The 22168-nt window shown below is 66.8% G+C and carries 23 protein-coding genes and 2 pseudogenes; 9 read left to right on the top strand and 16 right to left on the bottom strand.

Translation table 11 applies throughout. The annotated features are described in order from the left end of the window. Positions 1 to 15: 15 nt before the first annotated feature. A complete protein-coding gene (locus ACFQBT_RS07890; protein ID WP_377821748.1) occupies positions 16 to 1017 on the top strand; it encodes a bile acid:sodium symporter family protein in 1002 nt (333 codons plus the stop codon). Here ACFQBT_RS07890 and ACFQBT_RS07885 read toward each other — a convergent pair. Both ACFQBT_RS07885 and ACFQBT_RS07880 read right to left on the bottom strand, forming a co-directional pair. Next, the gene (locus ACFQBT_RS07885) at positions 998 to 1435 is read right to left on the bottom strand and encodes an SRPBCC family protein (RefSeq protein WP_377821746.1); all 438 of its coding nucleotides are present in this window, start codon (positions 1433 to 1435) and stop codon (positions 998 to 1000) included. The genes ACFQBT_RS07890 and ACFQBT_RS07885 overlap by 20 nt on opposite strands. Before the next feature lie 27 nt (positions 1436 to 1462). After that, positions 1463 to 2047 (bottom strand): NUDIX hydrolase, encoded by a 585-nt coding sequence (locus ACFQBT_RS07880; RefSeq protein WP_377821745.1) that lies wholly within the window; start codon positions 2045 to 2047, stop codon positions 1463 to 1465. A 10-nt stretch (positions 2048 to 2057) separates the two neighbouring features. Between ACFQBT_RS07880 and ACFQBT_RS07875 the strand changes: the two genes are divergently transcribed. After that, positions 2058 to 2975, top strand: coding sequence for an alpha/beta hydrolase (locus tag ACFQBT_RS07875; RefSeq protein WP_377821743.1), 918 nt, complete (start codon positions 2058 to 2060; stop codon positions 2973 to 2975). Here the strand turns inward: ACFQBT_RS07875 and ACFQBT_RS07870 are convergent. From ACFQBT_RS07870 to ACFQBT_RS07840, 7 genes and pseudogenes are all read right to left on the bottom strand, one after another. Then, positions 2965 to 3942 (bottom strand): quinone oxidoreductase family protein, encoded by a 978-nt coding sequence (locus ACFQBT_RS07870; RefSeq protein WP_377821742.1) that lies wholly within the window; start codon positions 3940 to 3942, stop codon positions 2965 to 2967. The two genes, ACFQBT_RS07875 and ACFQBT_RS07870, sit on opposite strands and share 11 nt — an antisense overlap. Positions 3943 to 3944: 2 nt before the next feature. Continuing rightward, positions 3945 to 4355, bottom strand: coding sequence for a hypothetical protein (locus ACFQBT_RS07865; protein WP_377821741.1), 411 nt, complete (start codon positions 4353 to 4355; stop codon positions 3945 to 3947). Continuing rightward, entirely contained in the window at positions 4298 to 4552 is a 255-nt protein-coding gene (locus ACFQBT_RS07860; RefSeq protein ID WP_377821740.1) for a hypothetical protein, read from the bottom strand. Before ACFQBT_RS07860 ends, ACFQBT_RS07865 begins: the two co-directional genes overlap by 58 nt. Continuing rightward, positions 4549 to 5168, bottom strand: a pseudogene (locus tag ACFQBT_RS07855) (L-threonylcarbamoyladenylate synthase). The gene ACFQBT_RS07860 and the pseudogene ACFQBT_RS07855 overlap by 4 nt, the downstream one beginning before the upstream one ends. Beyond that, a complete protein-coding gene (locus tag ACFQBT_RS07850; protein ID WP_377821738.1) occupies positions 5168 to 6115 on the bottom strand; it encodes a GNAT family N-acetyltransferase in 948 nt (315 codons plus the stop codon). The pseudogene ACFQBT_RS07855 and the gene ACFQBT_RS07850 overlap by 1 nt, the downstream one beginning before the upstream one ends. 5 nt (positions 6116 to 6120) lie before the next feature. Continuing rightward, positions 6121 to 6651, bottom strand: a complete 531-nt coding sequence (locus ACFQBT_RS07845) for a DUF1697 domain-containing protein (protein ID WP_377821736.1) — start codon at positions 6649 to 6651, stop codon at positions 6121 to 6123. A gap of 1 nt (position 6652) precedes the next feature. Beyond that, positions 6653 to 7069 (bottom strand): OsmC family protein, encoded by a 417-nt coding sequence (locus ACFQBT_RS07840; protein WP_377825406.1) that lies wholly within the window; start codon positions 7067 to 7069, stop codon positions 6653 to 6655. Here ACFQBT_RS07840 and ACFQBT_RS07835 point away from each other — a divergent pair. Then, positions 7022 to 7459 (top strand): annotated as a pseudogene (locus tag ACFQBT_RS07835) (histidine phosphatase family protein); the annotation flags it as partial. The gene ACFQBT_RS07840 and the pseudogene ACFQBT_RS07835 overlap by 48 nt on opposite strands. Before the next feature lie 65 nt (positions 7460 to 7524). After that, positions 7525 to 7713: a histidine phosphatase family protein gene (locus ACFQBT_RS07830; RefSeq protein WP_377825404.1), complete on the top strand. Its 189-nt coding sequence runs from the start codon at positions 7525 to 7527 to the stop codon at positions 7711 to 7713. A 1-nt stretch (position 7714) separates the two neighbouring features. Here ACFQBT_RS07830 and ACFQBT_RS07825 read toward each other — a convergent pair whose 3' ends face one another. Next, a complete protein-coding gene (locus ACFQBT_RS07825) occupies positions 7715 to 9187 on the bottom strand; it encodes a glutamate-cysteine ligase family protein (protein WP_377821734.1) in 1473 nt (490 codons plus the stop codon). A gap of 58 nt (positions 9188 to 9245) precedes the next feature. On the opposite strand from ACFQBT_RS07825, the gene ACFQBT_RS07820 reads away from it, so the two are divergent. The 5 genes from ACFQBT_RS07820 to ACFQBT_RS07800 are packed head-to-tail and all read left to right on the top strand — an operon-like array spanning position 9246 to position 15402. Beyond that, positions 9246 to 10394 carry an exonuclease SbcCD subunit D gene (locus ACFQBT_RS07820; RefSeq protein ID WP_377821732.1) on the top strand — a complete coding sequence of 383 codons (1149 nt, stop codon included), beginning with the start codon at positions 9246 to 9248 and terminating at the stop codon, positions 10392 to 10394. Then, complete coding sequence (locus ACFQBT_RS07815) at positions 10391 to 11968, top strand: AAA family ATPase (protein WP_377821731.1); 1578 nt, start codon at positions 10391 to 10393, stop codon at positions 11966 to 11968. Before ACFQBT_RS07820 ends, ACFQBT_RS07815 begins: the two co-directional genes overlap by 4 nt. Then, positions 11965 to 13473, top strand: coding sequence for an SbcC/MukB-like Walker B domain-containing protein (locus tag ACFQBT_RS07810; RefSeq protein WP_377821729.1), 1509 nt, complete (start codon positions 11965 to 11967; stop codon positions 13471 to 13473). The genes ACFQBT_RS07815 and ACFQBT_RS07810 overlap by 4 nt, the downstream gene beginning before the upstream one ends. 24 nt (positions 13474 to 13497) lie before the next feature. Next, complete coding sequence (locus ACFQBT_RS07805) at positions 13498 to 14718, top strand: pyridoxal phosphate-dependent aminotransferase (protein ID WP_377821727.1); 1221 nt, start codon at positions 13498 to 13500, stop codon at positions 14716 to 14718. Positions 14719 to 14733: 15 nt separating this feature from the next. Beyond that, complete coding sequence (locus ACFQBT_RS07800) at positions 14734 to 15402, top strand: DNA alkylation repair protein (protein WP_377821726.1); 669 nt, start codon at positions 14734 to 14736, stop codon at positions 15400 to 15402. 5 nt (positions 15403 to 15407) lie between these two features. Here the strand turns inward: ACFQBT_RS07800 and ACFQBT_RS07795 are convergent, their stop codons facing one another. The 6 genes from ACFQBT_RS07795 to ACFQBT_RS07770 are packed head-to-tail and all read right to left on the bottom strand — an operon-like array spanning position 15408 to position 22071. Next, a complete protein-coding gene (locus tag ACFQBT_RS07795) occupies positions 15408 to 16406 on the bottom strand; it encodes an N-acetylglucosamine kinase (protein ID WP_377821724.1) in 999 nt (332 codons plus the stop codon). 48 nt (positions 16407 to 16454) lie between these two features. Beyond that, a complete protein-coding gene (locus ACFQBT_RS07790) occupies positions 16455 to 17666 on the bottom strand; it encodes a 6-phospho-beta-glucosidase (protein ID WP_377821722.1) in 1212 nt (403 codons plus the stop codon). Next, complete coding sequence (locus ACFQBT_RS07785; protein WP_377821720.1) at positions 17663 to 18529, bottom strand: carbohydrate ABC transporter permease; 867 nt, start codon at positions 18527 to 18529, stop codon at positions 17663 to 17665. Before ACFQBT_RS07785 ends, ACFQBT_RS07790 begins: the two co-directional genes overlap by 4 nt. Continuing rightward, a complete protein-coding gene (locus ACFQBT_RS07780; protein ID WP_377821718.1) occupies positions 18529 to 19509 on the bottom strand; it encodes a carbohydrate ABC transporter permease in 981 nt (326 codons plus the stop codon). Before ACFQBT_RS07780 ends, ACFQBT_RS07785 begins: the two co-directional genes overlap by 1 nt. 7 nt (positions 19510 to 19516) lie before the next feature. Continuing rightward, positions 19517 to 20857, bottom strand: a complete 1341-nt coding sequence (locus tag ACFQBT_RS07775) for an ABC transporter substrate-binding protein (protein WP_377821716.1) — start codon at positions 20855 to 20857, stop codon at positions 19517 to 19519. Further along, on the bottom strand, positions 20854 to 22071 hold the full coding sequence (locus ACFQBT_RS07770; RefSeq protein ID WP_377821714.1) for an ROK family transcriptional regulator: 1218 nt from the start codon (positions 22069 to 22071) through the stop codon (positions 20854 to 20856). The genes ACFQBT_RS07775 and ACFQBT_RS07770 overlap by 4 nt, the downstream gene beginning before the upstream one ends. Positions 22072 to 22168 lie beyond the last annotated feature (97 nt).

Raw genomic sequence — 22168 nt, 5'->3', positions numbered from 1 at the left:
GTAGGCTAGCCGACCGTGGGGTGGCTCAAGAAGATCGGTATCGACGGTTTCGTCCTGTCCATTCTGCTCACCGTCGTCGTCGCCTCGATCTTCCCGGCCTCCGGCTCGTTCGCCCCGACCTTGGACAAGATCGTGGCCATCGCGATCGGCTTGTTGTTCTTCCTGTACGGCGCGCGGTTGCATCCGCGCGAAGCCCTCGAGGGTCTGGCGCACTGGCGGCTGCACCTGCTCATCCTGTGCTTCACGTTCGTCGTCTTCCCACTGGTCGGTGTGGCGATGCGAGCCCTGTCGCCCTGGTTGCTGTCGGCGCCGCTCTACACCGGAGTGCTCTATCTGACGCTGGTCCCCTCCACGGTGCAGTCCTCGATCGCGTTCACCTCGATTGCCCGGGGAAATGTGGCCGGCGCCATCGTCAGCGCGTCCGCATCCAACCTGCTCGGGGTGTTCCTGACCCCGCTGTTGGTCGTGGTGATGGTGGCCGCGGGACTTATGGGTGTCGACGGTGACATCTCGATCACCGGCAGCGCAGTCCTCGACATCGTCGTGCAGTTGTTGTTGCCGTTCGTCCTGGGCATGCTGGCGCGCCCGCTGATCGGCGGCTGGGTGAAGAAGAACGCATCCTGGCTCAAGTACGTCGACCGCTGCTCGATCCTGCTGGTGGTCTACTCAGCCTTCAGCGAGGGCGTCCGGGAGGGCATCTGGAGCAAGGTCGCCGTCTGGCAGATCATCGTGCTGGTGGTGTTGTCGGTGCTGCTGGTGCTGTTCATGCTGTGGCTGACGCGCTGGTCGGCGCTGCGGCTCGGGTTCAACCGTGCGGACATGATCGCCATCCAGTTCTGTGGGACCAAGAAGTCGTTGGCCAGCGGGCTGCCGATGGCAGCGGTGCTCTTCTCCGCGGGGACGGTCGGGTTGATCGTGCTGCCGCTGATGATCTTCCATCAGGTCCAGCTGATGATGTGTTCCTGGCTGGCGGGACGTTACGCCAGCGAACCGGTGGCTACGCCTTCCGCTCGATGATGCCGGGCATCTCCTGCTCCATCTGAGCGGCGATCTTCGCGAAGGCGATCTTCAGCAGCGGGCTGGCCACCTTGGCGATGCCGTTGAAGGTGACCTCCGAGCGGTAGCGCAGGTCGAGGGCACCATCGCCGACCTCGGTGAGGGTGATGTCGTCGATCGAGGTGGCGGTCTTGTTGGTCCCCTTGAAGATGATCCGCGTCGGATCGTCCCGGGTCAGTTCGTAGGTCAGCTCGGTCTTGCGGCCGAAGACCTCGGACACGTTGTCCCACCTGGTGCCCTGTGCGATCGGACCGTCATCCTGCTGGACGCACGACACCGTGCCCGGGTCCCAGTCGATGGCGTTGGCGAAGTCGCGCAGGTAGGCGCGCGCCCGCTCGACCGGGACGTTGACGCGGAAGGTGCGTTCCGTGGTGACCATGGCCCAACCCTGACATGCGCGACCGGGCTACAGCACACCCGGGACGGTGGACTCCTCCACCGACCCGTAGTCGACCGGGTACGCCGATCGATCGGCCGCCACCTCGAATCGTGCGATCTCCTGCAACAGCTCGAGTAAGCCTATGGGCCAGACGATTTCGGCGGTCTGCCGCAACTCCTGCTCACTCCACCAGGACCACGACACCATCGTGATCCGCTCCTCCTGCGTGTGCCCGGCCGTGGAGATCTCGAACTGCGGAACCCGCGCGAAGAAGAAGGTGTCGTGCTGGTCGATGACCACGTCGGTGTAACCGTGGACGACGTGGCGCACCATCAGCGGGCCGAAGAGCTGATCGTCGCGCAGTTGTAGCCCGGTCTCCTCCGCGACCTCCCGGACCGCAGCGACCTGCTCGGACTCACCATCCTCAATCCCGCCGCCGGGGGTGATCCACCAGCGCGAGTCGGCCATCCCGGGGTCGGTGTCGGTGAACAACAGCACCCGGTCCTGCTCGTCGAGCAGCAGGACGCGCGCGGTCCGACGGGTGCGGCGCGGGCGCTCATTCGCCGGGACCGGGATGAGGGTGCGGACGGGCTCTTCACTCGCGTCGTTCACACTTCACAGTGTGACAGCACCGACTTATCAGCGCTGGCGTCCGGCACTACGTCTCCTCCGGCCGCTCGCGGCCAGGCACCGGCACACCCTGCCCGGCTTCGCCGAGAAACAAGCCCGGCTTTTCATCACCCGCGACGTGGACATCCCCGGCGGTGAACCGCCGTTCGCCGTCGACATCTATCGCCCGGCGCGACGGCCCGAAAGGCTGCCGGTGCTCATCTGGTGGCATGGCGGCGGCTTCGTGGCGGGTAGCAGGACCGCCGCCTGCTGTCTGGCCACCGGGCTCGCGGAGGCGACCGGGTGGGTTGTGATCTCGGCGGACTACGCGCTGAGTCCGGAATCGGCGTACCCGACGGCGGTGCTGCAGGGCCACACCCTCCTGCAGTACGTCGCCGCGAACGCAGCTGCCCTCGGCATCGATTCCGGGCGGGTCGTTCTCGGCGGAGATTCGGCCGGGAGCGGTCTGGCCGCGCAACTGGTCGGAATGCAGACCAACCCGGAGTTGGCCCGGAGGATGGGCACGACGCCGGCAGATCTGACGGTGCGAGGCGCAACGCTCTACTGCGGTCCGTCCAACATGGACACCCTTGCTCAGACGGGGTTTCCCTTCCTCAAGGTCTTCCTGCCGGCCTACACCGGTCGCAAGGACTGGCATGCGCTTGCCCGCCTCGACGAACTATCAGCGGTCCGCTGGGTGACGCCGTCCTGGCCGGCCACGCTGCTCACCGGTGGCGACGCGGACCCGATGACCGGCCAAGTGATCGAGTTGCGAGATGCCCTGCAGCGCAACGGCGTCCCCATGGTGACCGACATCCATCAGGGCACTGGCGAAGGCCTGGACCACGAGTACGAAGTGCGCTACGACACTGTTGCCGGCCGGCACGTGCTGGATCTGACCGCCGACTTCCTGCGCGAGCTCACATCGTGAGGATCAACTTCCCGGTTGTGGCCCGGCCCTCCAGCGCCGCGTAGGCATCCGCCGCGTCGGCCAGGGGGTACCGGCCGCCGATGTCGAGTTTCAAGGAGCCGTCGGCCAGTCCGCCGAGGATGTCCTCGGCCCGCCACAGCAGCTCCTCGCGGGTCTGCAGGTAGGCACCCAGCGACGGCCTGGTGACGAAGAGCGAGCCGAGCTGGTTCAGCCGCTGCAGGTCGAACGGCGGGACCTGTCCGCTCGCACCGCCGAAGAGCACGCCCATCCCCCGGGGACGCAAGGACTTCAGCGATGCGTCGAATGTTGCTTTGCCGACACCGTCGTAGGCGACGTCGACGCCCCGTCCTGCCGCCTCGCGTACCGCGTCAGCCAGATCGTCGGTGGACAACCCGGTGTAGTCGATCGCGTGGTGGGCACCGAGCCTCCGGGCGATTTCGAGCTTTTCCGGCGTGCCGGCGGTCGCCACGACCGTGGCGCCTTTCGCGGTGATCAGCTGGACCAGCAACTGGCCGACCCCGCCGGCCGCGGCATGCACCAGGGCGATCTCGCCCGCCTTGACCGGCCACGTCGAGTTGACCAGATAGTGCGCGGTCATCCCCTGCAGCATCGCGGCGGCAGCGACCTCCAGATCGAGATCATCGGGCACCGGAACCGTCAGCGCTGCAGGAAGATTCACCAGTTCCGCAGCACTGCCGGCGGCTTGCCCCCAGGCCACCCGATCCCCGACGGAGACGTCGGTGACCCCGGAGCCGACCTGTTCGACGACGCCGGCTCCTTCCTCACCGAGGGTGAAGGGTGTGTCCTGCGGATAGACACCCTGGCGTTTGTACACGTCGATGAAATTCACGCCCGCGGCAGCAACGCGCACCTGCACCTGCTCAGGGCCGGGCGCCGGAACTTCGATGTCGCGGACCGCCAGGACGAAGCGGTCGCCGTGTTCGGTGACGAGGAGTGCTTTGGTCATGCTCAAACACTAGGCCGGTACAGCTGCACGGCACCCACCGGAAAGTATCCGGCCGCCAATGCTGCGCGGGTGCTCGCGACGTTCCCCGGCGAGACCGCCACGAGCACCGGCTCGTCCGAGAGCCGTCGGGCCTCCAGCAGCAGCTCGCGCCCCAGCCCCTGACCGCGCAGGGCGGGATCGACTTCGAAGGCTGCTTCCAGGTAGCCGGCGATGCCGCGGCCCAGCACGAGGACGCTGCGTGCATCGCCGAAAACCTTCACCTGCGAGCGCAACTCCCGCGCTCGACGTACCCGCGGGTGATCATCCAGATCGTGACGCTCGACGAGCGTCGCAGACTCGTCCAACGGCTGGGCGATCAGGATCTGGTCCAGTACGTCGATCCACCCGTCCGGGCCCGCCAGAGCGACCAGCACGCGCGGGTCGTGCGCTCCCCGAAGCCGTCGACCCCTAGTGCGGTCAGCGCATCGTCGCTCCAGGAGGAGGGCGCACTGACGAACGCGTGCCCGGTCAACGCGATCACGGCGTACAAACCCGGCCACCAGGGTTCGATGCGGGTCCAGCCGCCGTCGACCGGCGGCCGCTGCGACAGATTCCACGGCGACCGGTTCACTCGAAACGCGAGGGGTCACCGGCGCCGACGCGGATGATCTCGGGGTAGCCGGCGGAGAAGTCCACGACGGTGGTCGGTTCGGTGCCGCACTCGCCGGAGTCGATGACCGCATCGATCTGGTGGTCCAGTTCCTCTTTGATCGCCCAGCCGTCCACCATGGGTTCCTCCTGCCCGGGCAGCAGCAGCGTGCTCGAGAGCATCGGCTCGCCCAGCTCCTGCAGGACGGCACACGCCACCGGATGGTCGACGATGCGGACTCCGACGGTGCGCTTCTTGGGATGCAGCAGGCGGCGCGGCACCTCGGAGGTGGCCGGAACGATGAAGGTGTAGCTGCCTGGCGTCGCCGCTTTGATGGCCCGGAAAGTCGCGTTGTCCAGTTGCACCAACTGCCCGAGCTGGCTGAAGTCGTGGCAGACGATCGTGAAGTGGTGCTTGTCGTCCAGGTGCCGGATCCGCACGATCCGGTCCTTGGCGTCGGCGTTGCCGAGCATGGCGCCGAGCGCGAAACACGAGTCGGTGGGGTAGGCGATCAGCCCCCGTCGCGCAGGATGTCAACGACCTGCCGGACGCTGCGGGGCTGGGGATCCTGCGGGTGGACGTCGAAGTAGCGGGCCATCACCCCACGGTATTGGCTGGCAGGTCCTTTGCGTAGGCCGCGAAGACCCGCCGTGCGCGGAAGCCGAGCCCCTCGTAGAGTCCGAGGGCCCCGGTGGGGTTCTCGGAGTCGACGTGCAGGTCGGCGACGGCGTAGTGCGCTTGCTTCGCCGCCACCAGGGTCGCGAGCAACGCCAGCCGGGCCAGCCCCCGGCCCCGGGCGGCTCGGCGGGTGCCGACGCTACCGATGTACAGCTCGCCGGCCACCCAGCTCTCGCTGATCACATAGGCGTTGACGGTGCCGTCGTGGGCGACCACCAGCGAGGATTGCTCCGGGCGCAGCGACCGGGAACCCATCCGGTCTGCCCATTGCTGTGCCGTGGGCGGCGCCGAGCCCCAGTGGTCGGCGAAGGCCTCGCAATGCGCGAGCCGGACCTGCTCGACCAGCCCGGCGTCAGTGAGGTCCAGCGGCCGGGTGATCCCGCCGGGAGCCGGGAGATCCTGGTCCTGAAGATCGGTGATTTGCATCTGGGTGAAGTAACGCACCGGCCGGTAGCCACGGTGCTCCAGCAGCGGGCGGACGCTCGCGCCGTCGGTCAGACCTTCTGCTTTGAGCCGGATGTCCACACCGGGGAACCGGCTGCGGGCCAGATGGACTGCGCGCTCCTCCTCGCGTGCGATGAGTTCCCGTCCGATGCCGCGACCGCGATGCGACGGCCGCACCCCGCCGCTGAGGGTGGCACCCACGAAACCTTGGCTGTCGATGCCGCGGACGCGGACCTGCCCGTAGGCGACCAGCTGATCGCCGTCCCACACGGCCATGAGGTCCCTGGCCGGGTCGACGCCGTCCTCGGTCAGTTCCTCGGCCAGGTCTTCCTCGTCGTAGAACTCATCGGTGTCATCGAACCGGGCGAGCTCGTTGGTGAGTTCGGTCCAGGCGGCGACGTCGTCGAGGGATGTCCAGCGCATGAGGACTATGGTGCCCAGCGATCGACGAGAGTGCGAACGACTTTCAGGTCCCGCGTCGTCGCGACGTGACCGCCGCGCTCCAGCCGGGCGTTGCTGAGCTTCGCCTCGTGTGCCGACTTCGCCAACCACCAGACGGCCTCGCCGGCCCGGGCGTGCACCCGCTCGCCGTCGATGTCCCAATGGTCCAGTTCGAGCACCTTCTCGTGCGGGATCGGCTCAGCGAAGAATGTCACGTATTGCCGGGTCGCGTCCGGTAGCGGACTGGCCAGAGCATCCACCCACGCCAAGATCTCGCGCAGCTGGGCGGGCGTGCGGACAATGCACGGCACGGCGAAGCCGAACTCTTCCGCGATGACCCGCTCCAGGGACGACCGCACTGCGGCCACGCTCCGCTTGCGGGTCCCGATGAGCAGGTTGCCGCTCTGGATGTAGGTCTCTACCTCGAATCCGTTGTCCTGCAGAACTTCTCGCAGTCGAGCCATCTTTACCCAGCGGGGCGCGACGTTCACGGCCCGCAGCAGGACGACGTACTCCATCTCAGTCGATGTGCATCGACACGTCGGTCGGCAACAACACGGTCCGGCTCACGGTGCACAGGCGCTCGTGCGATCGGCGTACGGCGTCCGGCAGCTCCGCGCGCGCCGCGTCCCCCGCCTCACCCTCGGGGAACCGCACCGTGAAGGTGACGTCGATCGGGCCCATGTGGTTGCCCTCCTCATCGCGCAGCTTGTCGCCCTCGGCGACGACGTCGAAGGCGGTCGGCTCGGCGCGCCGAGTGGTGAAGATGTCGACGTCGATGGCGCTGCAGCCGGCGATCGCGGTCAGCAGTAGTTCGACGGGACTGAACAGATCGTCGCTGGCGTCACCGAAGTCCAAGGTGCCGCCACGGGCGTTGGTCGCGGTGAAGTGGCCGGCGGCGGTACGGGTGATGCTCACACTGCGGTGGTTGGTCATTCCACTAGCGTAGAGAGCGTGACCCAGCAGACCGACCGCAAGCACTTCCCGGACAACTACATCGTGCTGATCCGGCACGGGGAGACCAAGTGGTCGCTCACCGGTCAGCACACCGGCGTCACCGATCTGCCGTTGCTTCCCGAAGGCGAGCAAGGTGCCCGGCGCGCCGGCGAGCTGGTCAAACACCTCGACATCAAGCATGTGCTGGTCTCCCCGCTGCTGCGCGCCCGGCAGACCGCCGAACTGGCCGGCTTCACCGACTACGAGATCGATCAGGACCTGCGCGAGTGGGATTACGGCGGCTACGAGGGCCTGACGACCGACCAGATCCGCGAGCAGATCGGCAATCCGGACTGGGAGATCTTCACCAACGGTGTCGTGCCCGGGGAGACTCCCGGTGAGACGGTCGAGGACGTGTCCGCCCGGGTCAGCCACGTGGTCAACCGGGTCCTCCCCTGCTGGAGGACTCCAACGTCGCACTGGTCGCCCACGGTCACTCGTTACGTATCTTCGCCGCGACCTTCCTGCAGAAGAACCCGCGCTTCGCCGGTCAGCTGCGCCTGGACGCGGGCGCGGTTTCGATCCTGGGCTACTACCACCAGTACCCGAGCATCGAGGTGTGGAACCGGCGCGAGCGGCATTAGCTCACCACGTGTGGACGGGCGCGTTGTCCCCCATGTGCTCGAGGTAACGCTCGAGCATTCCGGCCAGCGCCGTACGCCGATCAGCACCCTTGCGCTCCAGCTCCTCGACGCAGGCGATCTGCCACGAGGCACCGTTCACCTCACGGCGGCAGCGTTCCTCGATGATGCCCAGGTAGCGCGCGGCCACGTCGTGCGCCACGCCCCGGTGCGCCAGGCCGTCGTACGCCAGGGGCACCAGGTGACGCTGCACCAACTCGACGGCGGTCACCGTTCCGTAACCGGGCCAGTAGACCTCGGCCTCGATCCCACGGCGCGCGCACTCGGTGAAGTTGGCGTACGCCGCGGCGAAGCTCATCCGCGTCCATACCGGCCGCTCGTCGGCAGTCAAGCGGTCCATCAAGCCGAAGTAGAAGGCTGAATTAGCCAGCGTGTCAACGATACTCGGACCTGCTGGCAGGACCCGGTTCTCGACGCGCAAGTGCGGCTGGCCGTCCACCACGTCGTAGATCGGCCGGTTCCAGCGGTAGATGGTGCCGTTGTGCAGCCGCAGCTCCTGCAGGGCGGGCGCGCCGCCCTCATCGAGGACGGCGACCGGATCCTCCTCGGAGCACTCCGGCAGCAGCGCCGGGAAATAGCGCACGTTCTCCTCGAAGAGGTCGAAGATGCTGGTGATCCACCGCTCCCCGAACCACACGCGCGGCCTGACCCCTTGGTTCTTCAACTCGACCGCACGCGTGTCGGTTGCCTGGGCGAACAACTCGACCCGCGTCTCGGCCCACAGCCGCCGACCGTAGAAGTACGGCGAGTTCGCCCCCATGGCCAGTTGCAGCCCGGCAACGGCCTGCGCGGCGTTCCAGTAGTCGGCGAATTGCATCGGCTCGACTTGCAAGTGCAATTGCACTGAGGTGCAGGCAGATTCGGGAGCGATCGTATCGGCGTACGTCGCCAAGCGCTCCCCCGTCATGCCCTGGATATCGATGAAGATGTCCTCGCCACGGGCGTTGACGATGGACTCGTTCAACGCCAGGTAGCGGTTATTGGCGCTCATCCAGTCGGCGTCGAAGTGCTCCGGCATCAGCGTCGGCAGGATTCCGATGGCGCAGATCCGCACGTCGTGCTCGCGCGCACGGCGTTCGGCCTCGTTGAGACTGGCCCGCAGGTCTTCCTCCAACTGCCGTGGCGCGTCGCCGGGCAGGGCGCGGGGTGGGACGTTGAGTTCGATGTTGTACTGACCCAGCTCGGTCTGATAGTCCGGATCGGCAATCGCCTCCAGGATGCTGGCGTTCTTCATCGCTGGTTGCATCTGCGCGTCGACCAGGTTGAGTTCGATCTCCATGCCGGTCAGGCGCTTCTCGGCGGGGAAGGCGTGCGTACGCAGCATCCGTTCGAAGACATCGAGATTCTGACGCACCTTTTCGCGGTACCGCTGGCGGTCCTCGCGCGTGAATCCGGTGCCTGCAACCTCGTCACCCATAGGGTCAGCCTAGGCGCGCCTGGCCAAGGCTGTCGGAGGTCGCGCTTATGGTGCAGCCATGCGCTTCTTGCACACCTCCGACTGGCACCTGGGACGCTCGTTCCACGGGGCCGGACTACGGGCTGCGCACGAGTCGTACCTCGATCATCTGATCGAGGTTGCTCGCCGCGAAGCGGTGGACGCGGTGCTGGTCTCCGGCGACATCTACGACCGGGCCATTCCCTCCCCGGAGACCGTTGCGCTGCTCGACGACGCGCTGAGCCGTCTGCTGGACACCGGTGCCCAGGTCATCGTGACCAGCGGCAACCACGATTCGGCGGTCCGACTGGGCTTCGGCGCCCGGATGCTCGAGTCCGCCGGGCTGCATATCCGCTCGCACGTGTCATCGGTCGGACGGCCGATCCCGGTCGGTGACGGTTTCGTGGTCCCCGTCCCCTACCTGGAGCCCGCCAGTGTCGCGGACGCACTGGGGGCGACCGAACGCACCCACGCCGGAGTGCTCCGGGCCGCGCTGGCCGACCTTCCCGCCTGCGCCGGACCCACGGTCGCGATGGCGCACACGTTCGTCACCGGGGCGACCTCGTCGGACTCCGAGCGCGACATCAGCGTCGGGGGCCTGGCGGCGGTGCCTGCGGCGGTCTTCGAGCAGTTCGACTATGCGGCCCTGGGGCACCTGCACCGCCCGCAAGCGGTGACCGAATCCGTGGTCTACTGCGGATCGCCCGTGGCCATGTCCTTCAGCGAAGCCGACCACGTCAAGGGCACCGAGCTGGTGTCGATCGTCGGCGGCGTGCTGTCGCGGGAGACGATCGCGGCGCCCGTCGAGCGGCCCGTGGTCCGATTGCGCGGCGCATTGTCGGAGCTGTTGTCGTCGTCGGCCTTCTCGTACGCCGAGGGCGCCTGGTGCGAGGTGACGCTCACCGACCCGACGCGACCGCTGGGGGCGATGGACCGGGTACGCCGGCGCTTCCCGCATACGCTCAGCCTGCAGTTCGCATCGGAGACGACAGACCTGGCTGCACGTCGCGGGTATGCCGAGAAGGTCCGCGGCCGAGGTGAATTGGACGTGTGCTGTGGTTTCCTCTCGCACGTGCGCGGGGGCACGGGCGCCTCCGACGACGAGTCCGAACTGCTGCGCGCCGCCCTGGCCGTCGCCGACCGTGCCGACCGGGAGGAATTGTCCGACGACGCGGTGCGTAGCGCATGAAGATCCATCGGCTCTCGCTGACCGCATTCGGCCCGTTCGCCCAATCGCAGGACATTGACTTCGATGCCGTCGGCGCAGCGGGTCTCTTCCTGATCCACGGCCGCACCGGCGCGGGCAAATCGAGCCTCCTGGACGCGATGTGCTTCGCCCTGTTCGGCAGCATTCCGCGGCAGCGGGTTTCGACCGGCGCGGTGACGGTTGCCAGTGACCATGCTCCGGGCGTGCAGCCCACCGTCAGCATGGAGTTCTCGGTGGCCGGTCGGCGCTTGCGGATCGCTCGCACGGCCAGTTACGAGGTGGTCAGCAAGAAAGGTCAGCCCACGACCCGCCGCTCGACGGTGCGTCTGGAAGAACTGCGCGACGGTCGGTGGCAGGAGCAGGCGGTCAAGGAGCAGGAGACCGGTGAGTTCATCAAACGCACCCTGGGCCTGGACCTGCAGCAGTTCGTCCAGCTGATCCTGCTGCCTCAGGGTGAATTCGCGGCCTTCCTGCGCGCCAAACCCGATGACCGGGGTGTGCTGCTCGAGCGGTTGTTCTCCGTCGACCGCTACCGCGGTGTGGAGAAGTGGTTGACCGAGCGCCGATCGATCGCCCGTACCCGGCGCGACGAGGCCGCCACCGCTGTCGCCCGGTGCCGGGACCGGATCGATGAGGTGCTGGTGGCCAGTGGCCGCGAGGAGCCGCTTCCGGACACCGACCTTCCGTCTGCGGTATCCGGATTTCTGGCCCGGTTGGAGGAGGAGGCCACCGAGGCCATGGCCCGGGCGCACACCGCGGCCGATGCTTCCGCGACCGCCCGCCAGACGTTCGTGGCCGCACAGCAGCGTTCAGTTCGCCGGGCGGAAGCCGCAGCCGCGATCCAGCAGCGAGACGAGTTGCTGGCCGCGGCACCGCTGCAGTCGGCGCGAAGGCGCCGGCTGGCCGCGGCCCGCCGCGCCCTGCAGGTCGATCCGCTGGCGGAAATGCACCGGCTACGTACCGGCCGCCGGGATGTGTCGCGGGCCGCGTTCGAGACCGCCGTTGCGTCGCTCCCCGCCGTCCTCCGAGGCAACGGCGCCGATGAATGGTGGGCGGAACTCACGGCGTCACTGCTCACCGGTGGCCGCGCGCTGGACGGTCTCTCCCAGAAGCACAGCTCACTGCACCGGCTTCACGAACGGCGAGAGTCACTGAACCGCAGCGAAATTGCTGCTGCGGGCCGGGTCGAGAACCTGCGTGCACAACAAGTGGAAACGGAAGCTGCGCAGACGGCGTTGCGCGCTGTGACAGCCGGTTCCGAGGCAGCCACCGCTCGCTGGACTACGGTCAACGCGGCGATCGATGCCCTCGGCAAGTTGGCGGCGGCGTCCGCAGCGGTCACGCACGCTCGGGCTGCCTGCGAGTCGGCGGTGCGGACGGCGGCCCTCGCCCAAGCAGCCAGCGGCGAGGCCCGCGCCGAAGTCGACCGGCTGCGGGCGGCACGCCTCGCCGGGATCGCTGCTGAACTCGGTGCCGATCTGGAGAACGGCGTCCCGTGCCCGGTCTGCGGATCCGCGGCCCACCCTCCCCCGCGACACCGACCGACGACGCCGTGACCGCCGACGATGTCGCAGCGGCGTCGGCCACGGCGGACCGCACCGTCGCCGAGGCAGCCGCGGCTGACCAAGCGTTCGCCGCCTCACAGGCACGGCTGACGGTTGCGCAAACCCATTGGGAAGCAACTCATTCGGACCTGCCGGACTGGTCACAGGTCGAGCAATGGCTTCCGGCAACCCTCGTCTCGACCGCGAGTGCGGTCTGGTCCGCCACAGCACCGTTGACCGCGGACGTCATCGAGACGTGCACCGCTGGGCTGGCACAGGTGCAGCGGTCGGCCTCCGACGAGGTCGAGCGGGTGAGACGGGCGATGCGAGACCTCGATGAACTCGCGGAGAGCGCCGATGTCGTGTCCACCGAACTGGCCGCTGCCACCGCCGATCTCGTGACGGCGCGTGCCCGGCTCGCGGACACCGACGCCGAGATCGACGACCTGTCCAGCGCCATTGCGGCAGCGGAGAAGCAACATACCGAGACGTGCGCCTGCGCCGGTGACGCGGACGGTCACGCCGAGGCGGTCGCAGCAATCGATGAGATCGTCCGACTACTGGCGGGGGTCACGACCGATCGGGCGCTCGCCGAGGAAGCCGCCGGCGACCTCGCAACAGCGTTGCAGAAACACGGCTTCGCCGATATCGGGGATTACAACGAGTCACGCTGCACCGCCGAAGAATGTGCCGTTCTCGAGGCCGACATCGCCGACTACGACGCCCGGCTGCAGGCCACGACCGCCGTTCTCGAACTCCCGGCGGTCGTCGCCGCCTGCGCGGCCGCGCCGGACGACCTCGATGCACTGCAAGCCGCCGCCGCCGTGGCCGAAGAGCGGGCCGCCGACGAGCGGGCGGCGGCGACCGGGCTGGAGGCAACCGTCACCCGGCTGCGCGCTCTGACCGGTGACCTCGGCGCGGTGCACTCGGCGTACGTTGCGGCGGAGCGAGCCTTCACTACGGTGGCGACCCTCGCCGATACGGTCAACGGCACGGGCGAGGACAACGCGTTGCGGATGCGGCTGTCCGCATACGTCCTCGCCGCGCGGCTGGAGTCCGTGACCAGGTTCGCGAACGAACGGCTGACGGCGATGAGCGACGGGCGATTCACCCTCGAGCACAGCGACGCCCGCGCCAAGCACGGGGCCCGCAGCGGCCTGGGGCTGGTGGTGCGGGATGCCTGGACCGGGCAGACGCGAGACACCGCGACGCTGTCCGGTGGCGAGTCCTTCATGGCATCGCTGGCCCTCGCGCTGGGGTTGGGTGACGCCGTCCTCGCCGAGACCGGCGGACGACCGCTGGAGACCCTGCTGGTCGATGAGGGTTTCGGCTCGCTGGATCAGGACACGCTGGACCGGGTGTTGCAGGTGCTGGACGAATTGCGCACCGGTGACCGCGTCGTCGGGATCGTCAGCCATGTTCCTGACCTGCGGCAGCGCATCCCTTCGCAACTGGAGGTGCGGCGCTCCGAAGCGGGGTCCACCGTCCGGATCCGGGACGGAGCCAGCGCGGCCTAGCCGCAGCGGTGCGATAATTCGGCCGTGGCCCGCGATATCCGACAGTCCAAGAAGCTCCAGCACGTGCGGTACGACGTGCGCGGTCCGATCCTGGTCGAGGCCGAGCGTCTGGAGGCCGAGGGCCATCGGATCCTCAAGCTGAACATCGGCAACCCGGCACCTTTCGGGTTCGAAGCACCCGAGACGATCCTGCAGGACATGGTGCACCACCTGCCCAATGCCCAGGGGTACAGCGACTCGCGCGGCATCTACTCGGCCCGCACGGCGGTTGCGAACTTTTATCAGGCCGAGGGGCTGACCGATGTCCGGGTCGAAGACGTGTTCATCGGCAACGGCGTCAGCGAGATGATCTCGCTGGTGCTGCAGGCGTTCGTCGACGACGGCAACGAGATCCTGGTTCCCGCACCGGACTACCCGCTGTGGACCGGCGCGGTTTCCCTTGCCGGGGGCACACCGGTTCATTACCGCTGCGACGAGGCCGATGGTTGGAATCCCGACCTCGCCGACATCGAAGCCAAAATCACCGAGAACACGCATGCGTTGGTCGTCATCAATCCGAACAATCCGACCGGCGCGGTCTACTCCCCCGAGATCCTGCAAGGCCTGGCCGACATTGCCCGTCGCCACGATCTGGTGCTCTTCGCCGACGAGATCTACGAGAAGATCCTCTTCGACGGTGCGGTCCACCATCACCTGGCCGGGTTCGCCGGTGAGGACGTGCTCTGTCTGACGTTCAGCGGCCTGTCCAAGGCATACCGGGTTGCCGGGTTCCGCAGCGGGTGGGTCACTATCACCGGTCCCCGCCACCGGGCCACGGACTTCCTCGAAGGCCTCACCCTGCTGGCGAATATGCGGATGTGCGCGAATGTCCCTGCCCAACACGCGATTCAAACCGCGCTCGGCGGTTACCAGTCGATCAACGACCTGTTGCTGCCGGGCGGCCGGCTGCTGGAGCAGCGCAACGTGGCCTACGAAATGCTCAACGACATCCCGGGGGTCTCCTGCGTCAAGCCGATGGGTGCGCTGTACTGCTTCCCGCGGCTGGACCCGCAGGTCTATCCGATCGCGGACGACGAGAAGTTCGTGATCGATCTGCTGCGCGAGACCAAGATCCTGGTCACCCACGGCACCGGCTTCAACTGGCCGGATCCCGATCACTTCCGCCTGGTGACCCTGCCGTCGGTCGAGGACCTCACTGAGGCCTTGACCCGGATCGGAGACTACCTGGCCACCATCCGGGTCTGATCCGCCAACCCCTCGATGAGCACGGCTGACCTCCTCGTTGAGGACATCCGGCGCGAATTGCGCTCGATAGCTGATCCGCTGCTCGCTCCGGGACAGCAGCAGTACATGAAGTCAGCCATGCCCTACCTGGGTGTACGCGTGCCGACTGCGCGACGGATCGCCCGCACAGCCGCGCGAGCTGTGACCGACCCGGACACATCTCGCGCTGCAGCGCTGCGGCTGTGGGACGAGGCGACCCACCGGGAAGAGCGCTACGCGGCCCTTGCTCTGTTGGCCACGAAAAACGTTGCTGGGCGGGCTGATTCACTGGCACCGCTGGAGCACTTCATCCGGGACGGGCAGTGGTGGGATTACGTCGACGAGGCGGCTCACCGCTTACGGGAGCTGCTCGACGCGGACGTTGTCGGGATGCCCGACCTGCTGCGGCGCTGGAGCCGGGACGAGAATCTCTGGATCCGGCGGGCATCCATCATCGCTCAATTGGGTCGCGGCGAAGACACCGATCTGACATTGCTCGCCGAGGTGATCGAGCCCAACCGTCAGGACCGCGAGTTCTTCATCCGCAAGGCGATCGGGTGGGCACTGCGCGATGCTGCTCGTGCTCATCCGGAGTGGGTGCGCAGCTATCTGGCTACCCACGAGCTGTCGCCGTTGAGCAGCAGGGAAGCCGCGAAGCACCTGTGAGGCCATCAGGAGGCGAAGGTGGTCCGCAATCGTAGTTTCGACTCCTGGTCAGCACCCATCTCGTCCAGACCCAGCAAACCCGCGCCCAACACCGGGGCCGCGCGCACCACGCGGGTTCGCGCGTGCGGCTGGCTCTCGGTGAGCAGACGGTCGATCTCTGTCATGAGGTCGCGGTGTCCGGCCGTGAGAACTCCGCCACCCAGAACCACGTCGATCGGCGTTCCCGCGCGGCCCAGCCTCCGGATGGCGGCTACGGCAAGCCGGACGACTTCCTCAGCCTGGCGAAGGACTATCCCTCGCGCGACCTGGTCCCCCGATGCGGAGACCTCGAACAACAAGGGCGTCATCTGCAGGCAGGAGGTCTCCGGTAGATCGCCGAGGTGCACCGCCGCGATCAGCTCGGCCATCGAGTCCAACCCGACACTTCGCGGTAGGGCCTCGCGCAACGCCGTTTCCGGACCTCGACCATCCTCGGCTCTGGCCGCCCACCACATCGCCTCCTGCCATAGGCCCCCGCCACCGCCCCAATCCCCGGAGATGTGACCGACCGCGGCAAAGCGCGCGGTCGTCCCGTCCGCGCAGATCCCGGCGCAGTTGATCCCCGCCCCGCAGACCACGGCCACACCATCCGGCGCATCGAGACCGGCCCGCAGGAGCCCGAACGTGTCGTTGCGGACCGTAGTGGTCTGCGACCACCCCCGACCAGCGATCTGATCATGCAGCGCCGTGACCTCGCGGTCCAGGTCCGCATTGGCCAGACACGCCGAAACGTGTTGCGCCACAGGAACACCGGCCCGAGCACCGACCGCCGAGCGCAACTGCTCCACCAGCGCAGCCAGGCTGTCGACCGCAGCACCAACGCCCACCTGATGCGGGCGGAACGGGCCACTGCGCGCGCTGGCGACCACCTGGCCGTCGGCGGCTATCAACAACCCATCGGTCTTGCTGTTCCCGGCATCGATGGCGATGACGGCGTACCGGCACCTGGCTGAAACCGTCGGCACGTCAGGCCCACGTCAGGTATTCGCGGTTATGGGCGATCAGCCGATCGGTCAATCCGTTGGCGCGGTCAACCTGCCCGACCAGGGGTGTGCCAACAAGGCCTTGAACACGCGAGCCCGGCCGCCGTGCAGCGCCGCGTCGAGCGCCAGGTGTTCGTACGCCGTGACGGCCGAGACCAATCCCGCGAACACCGGGTCCACCTCCGCGATCGGGGTGGGGCGCACGCCGTCGTGGCCGACGAGCGCCGGGACTTCGATGACAGCGTGATCGGGCAGGAACGGAAGCGTTCCGTCGTTGCGCAGGTTGACCACTTGCCTCGAGGATTGCGTCTGCTGGCCCAGTAGCGCCGCGATGAGGTCGACCGCCGCCTCCGAGTAGTAGGCGCCCCCGCGCTCCATGAGCAAGGCGGGTTTCTCGGTCAGCCCTGGATCGGCGTACATCTGCAGGAGTTCGGTCTCCAGGGCGCTCACCCGTGCGGCACGGGTGGGAGCATCGAGCAGTTCACGCACTACCTCGTCGTGTGCGTAGTAGTAGCGCAGGTAGTACGACGGCACGACGCCCAGGGTGTGCAGCAACTCTTCGGGTAGTTCGATCTCGTGCGCCAGCTCGGCCGCGTTGGTCCTCAGCAGTTCGGGAAGACGATCGGTTCCGTCGACGTACGCCGCTCGCTCCCAGGTGAGGTGGTTCAGGCCGACGTGGTCGAGTGCGACCTGATCGGGACGAACACCCAGCAGGCGCGCAAAACGACGTTGGAAACCGATCGCCACGTTGCACAGGCCGACGGCCCGGTGGCCGGCCTCCAGCAAAGCCCGGGTGACGATACCCACCGGATTGGTGAAGTCGACGATCCAGGCTTGGGGCGCCCGACGACGCACCTGGTCGGCAATGTCAAGCACCACCGGCACAGTGCGTAGGGCTTTCGCCAGACCACCCGCACCCGTCGTCTCCTGACCGACGCAGCCACACTCCAGCGGCCAGCTCTCGTCTCCGGATCGCGCTTCCTGTCCGCCGACACGCAACTGGATCAGCACCGCGTCGGCACCCTCCAGCGAACGGTCCAGCGACGTCTCGGTGCGCAGGTTGGCCGGGTGTCCGTGGGCGGCCAGGATTCGGTGGCTGAACCCGCCCACCAGATCGAGCCGGTGAGAGTCCGGGTCGACCAGCACCAACTCGTCGACCGGGAGAACATCGCGCAGTCGGGCCATGCCGTCCACAAGCTCGGGGGTGTACGTCGAACCTCCCCCGACGACAACGATTTTCAACCCTTGACTCCTGTCAACGCGACTCCCTCGATGAAGGCCTTCTGAGCCAGGAAGAAGATGATGATCACGGGTGCCATCACGAGCAGCGTCGCGGCCATCGTGAGGTTCCAGTTGGTGTGGTGGGCACTCTTGAAGGACTGCAGGCCGTAACTCAGCGTCCAGGCCGCCGGGTTCTCGCTGGTGTAGATCTGCGGTCCGAAGTAGTCGTTCCAGCAGTAGAAGAACTGGAACAACCCGACAGCCGCGATCGCGGGCCGAACCATGGGGATGACCACCCGCAGCAGGATCTGCAGGTCGCTACAGCCGTCGACCTTGGCCGCCTCGAGGTACTCACGTGGGACGGTCAGCATGAACTGGCGCAACAGGAAGATCGAGAACGCGTCCCCGAACGCCATGGGGATGATCAACGGCCAGAGGGTTCCGGTCAGTCCCAAGTCCTTGGACCACACCAGGTACAACGGAATGATCGCGACCTGTGGGGGCAACATCATGGTCGCGATGACGGCCATCATCGCGACATTGCGGCCGCGGAATCGGAAGCAGGCCAGCGCGTAGGCCACCGGGATGCTGGACAGCAGCGTCAGTGTCGTGCCGAACACGGCGTAGATCAACGTATTGCGCCACCAGGTGGCGAAACCGGGCGTGTGCCAGACGTCGACCAGGTTGTGCCAGACGAAGGGATCGGGCCACAGCTCCGAGGTCAGCGACTGTTGGTCGCTCATCACCGCGGTGAGCGCGACGAAGACGAACGGCAGGACGAAGAAGAGGACGGCCGCAATCGCGAAGACGTGCAGGGCGATCCATTGCAAGACCGACTTCAGGCGGGTGCCCGAGGCAACAGGTGTGACCGTCGCTGCGCTCATCAGTCCTCCCCCATGAATCCACTGCGTCGACGCATCAGGAATGCGGCGAAGGCCATCGAGAACACGAACAACACCATGGCCACCACGCAGGCCGAGCCGATGTCGAACCGCTGGAAGCCCAGGTTGTAGACCAGTTGCGGCAAGGTCAGCGTCGACCCATCCGGGTAGCCCGGCTCGACCTGCTGACCGGAGCCCCCGATCTGTCCGCTGGCGACCTGCCCGGCGACCAGAGGCTGGGTGTAGTACTGCATCGTGGCGATCACACCGGTGATCACGGCGAATCCGATGATCGGTCGCAGGTGCGGCAAGGTGACGTGCCGGAAGCGGTTGATCGCGCCCGCCCCGTCCAGCTCGGCCGCCTCGTACAGCTCGCGCGGTACGTCGAGCAGGCTGGCCATGAAGATCACCATGAGGTCACCCACCCCCCACAAGGCGAGCAGGGTGAGCGCGGGCTTCGACCAGGCCGGGGAGGTGAACCAGCCCGGTTGGGGCAGACCCAACGTGGCCAGCAGCTGGTTGACTGCGCCGGTTCCGGGGTTGAGCAGGAAGACGAACGCCAGCGTGCCGGCCACCGGCGGAGCGAGGAAGGGTGCGTAGAACAAGGTTCGTAGCACGGTGCTGCCGCGCTTGATCTTCAACACCAGCATGCCAAGTGCCAGACCGGCAACCACCCGAGCGGTGACCAGTACCACGACGAACCACAGCGTGTTCCGCATTGCCGGCCAGAAGAACGGGTACGCCGTGAACACGTAGTGCCAGTTGGTCAGCCCCACCCATGTCGGACTGGTGAATCCGTCGTAGTGGCTGAACGACAGCCATGCGGTGGTGATCAACGGATAGATGAAGAACAGTCCCGTGCCGATCAGCCACGGCGACAGGAAGGCCACTGTCCGGACCACATCACGGCGCCGGCGTGCCCGCAGGGCCGGGGTAGCGCGGGTTCGGCCGCGCCACCGACCGGATGATGCTTCGACGGTCACCGCGGGCTCACTTGCTCTGCGCGATGTCGTTGTCGATCTGCTGAGCTGCCTTCTTCAAGCCCGCCGGCAGATCCGTCTGCTTGCCGGACTCGTAGTCGTACCCCAAATTCTGCAGGGTCAGTTGGTAGGCACCGCCGTTGGGACTGGACGGCGTGGTGTTGCTGTACTGGTTCTGCGCGATCTTGATGAACGTCTGGAAGTGCGGATCCTGGCTCACCTTCGGCGAAGCCAACGCAGCCTTGGTGGACGGGACGTTGTGGATCGCGTTGGCAAAGTTCACGACGGCGTCGGTGTCCGTGGTCAGGTACTTCACGAATTCCCAGGCCGCGTTCTGCTTGCTGCTGTTGGACGCGATACCGACGATGGTTCCGGTGGTGTACCCCTTGCCGTACTGGCTGACCAGGTCGTCCGGCACCGGGAACGGTGCCACGTTGTAGTGGATGGGAGACTTGCTGGCGTCGATCATGCCGGCCCGCCACTCACCGTCGATCGCCATGGCGACCTTGCCCGTCATGAACGGGTTGTTGTCGCTGAACTCGTCGCCGAAGGTTGTGCGGAACTTGCTGAGGTCGGCGTACCCGCCGAGTTTGCCCACCAGGTCCTTCTGCCAGTCGTAGGTATCCGCCAGCGGCGGATCGTTCGCCACGTTCGACTTCCCGTCGGCGGTGAAGTAGGTGGGCGAGAATTGCGCGGCGAAGTGGCTGATGGACGACTCATAGCCGTGATACAGCGGCATGAAGCCCAGCTGGGAGTAGGTGCCTCCGGAGGTTTTGGTCAGTTTGATCGCGTCAGCGTCGAATTCGGACAAGGTCTTCGGCGGATCAGTGATCCCGGCGGCCTTGAACATGTCCGTGTTGTAGTACAGGCCGTACGCGTCGCTGAGCAAAGGTAGTGCGCACTGGTTCCCCTTGAACTGGGTGTAGTCCAGTTGCGCCTGCGGGAACGTGGCGGCAGCGTCCACCCCTGACTTCTTCAAGAACGGGCTGAGGTCGGCCAACGCGTGGGAGGTGCAGAACTCCCCCACGTTGTCAGTGGTGAAGGACGAGACGACGTCGGGAGCGTCCGGGCCACCGGCTCGGAGTGCCTGGTTGATCTTGTCGTCGGTGATGTTGCCGACTGCCTTGACCGTGATATTCGGGTGGGTCTTCTCGAAGGCGTCGATCGTGCCTTGGATGGCCTTGACCTCATCGGGCGCGCTCCACCCGTGCCAGAACGTGATGGTCACCTTGGCATTGGGATCATCGCTGCTCCCCGACTGCGAGGAGCCCACGCAGGCGCTCATTGACAGGGCAAGAGCCAGACACGCAGCCGCCGTCACGCTCTGGCGGCCCAATCCCAAACGGTTCATCGAATTCTCCTGGTGGTGTGAGAAATGTCCTGCGTCGAAGTGGTGTCGAAGATGTCCTGCCTCGCAAGCTCCAGTGCTCGGTGCAGCGCCCCCGTGAGGACGGGCTCTTCGTTAACGGCGGCCAGCTCAAGCCGAGGCTGAGCGGCGGCGATCGAATTCAGTTCAGCAGCAATGATTTTCAAAAGGTCTTCCCCGCCGGCGGTCAATACGCTGCCGGAGAGGACGACCAACGCGGGATCGACCACCGCGACAATCGCGGCGATGCCGACGGCGAATCGAGCACCGACGGTCTGCAGGAACTCCGCAGCTCCCTCGGCTCCGTCAAGAGCCACCCGAATAGCCTGCTCCGGCGTCCTGGCCCGAAGCCCGACCGACCTCGCCAATGCAAGAACCTGCGGCCCGCCCGCCACATCCTGGAAACCACCGGAGTTGGTCCGGCGGACATCACGGACCAGCGGCGCTCCGGCCACCGGAAGAAAGCCCACCTCACCGGCGCCGCCGGTCGCACCGGCATGAACCCGACCGTCGATCACGATGGCCGCACCCAGCCCGTTCTCCGCGAAGAGCAGCACGAAATCATCCACACCACGCGCCACGCCGACGGCTTGCTCCGCAGTCGCTGCAAGGTTGACGTCGTTGGCGACCTCCGTCGGCACCTGCAGCGCATCCGAAAGCCGGTCGAGCAGGCCGGGAGTGTGCCAACCGGCGAGATGACGGGCGTACCGGAAGTGCTGGGTCTGCGGGTCGAAGGCGCCGGGCGTTCCGATCGCAACCTGCCGCAGCAAGTTTCGGTCGATGCCGGCTTCTGCGCAGGCTGCGTCAACCGCCTCGGTGACCGCTGCCTCCGGGCCGACCGACCTGCGCCTGGGCGTCGGTACGACTGATCGTCCGACAACGCATCCGGTGACGTCCGCGACCGCCGCCGCAACACGCGTCGATGTGACATCAACACCTGCGGCATAACCGGCCGTCGGATCGATTGCGTACAACTGAGCCTTCGGACCTCGTCCGTTGTTCTCGATGCCCTGGGTCACGACCAAACCCGCATCTTGTAGGCGGCTCAACAGTTGCGACGCAGTTGGTTTCGAGAGTCCGGTGAGTTCACCCACCTGCGTCCGTGACAACGGGCCACGCTCCAGGAGCAGGTCGAGGGTGACCCTGTCGTTGATGCCGCGCAACGTGCGCGGCGTTCCGCCCTTCACCTGAAACAGCACCTCCCCCATCGTTGAGCCCGTTAGCCAGAGCACCGTTCAGGACTAACAGGAAAGTTTCCTAACAGAATGCCGGCACCGTGCCTTCCTGGCAAGCAAT

Source organism: Branchiibius cervicis (assembly GCF_042661605.1).
Classification (GTDB): domain Bacteria; phylum Actinomycetota; class Actinomycetes; order Actinomycetales; family Dermatophilaceae; genus Branchiibius; species Branchiibius cervicis.
The sequence above is the reverse complement of the archived record's forward strand: the minus strand, read 5'-3'. Positions and strand labels throughout refer to the sequence as shown.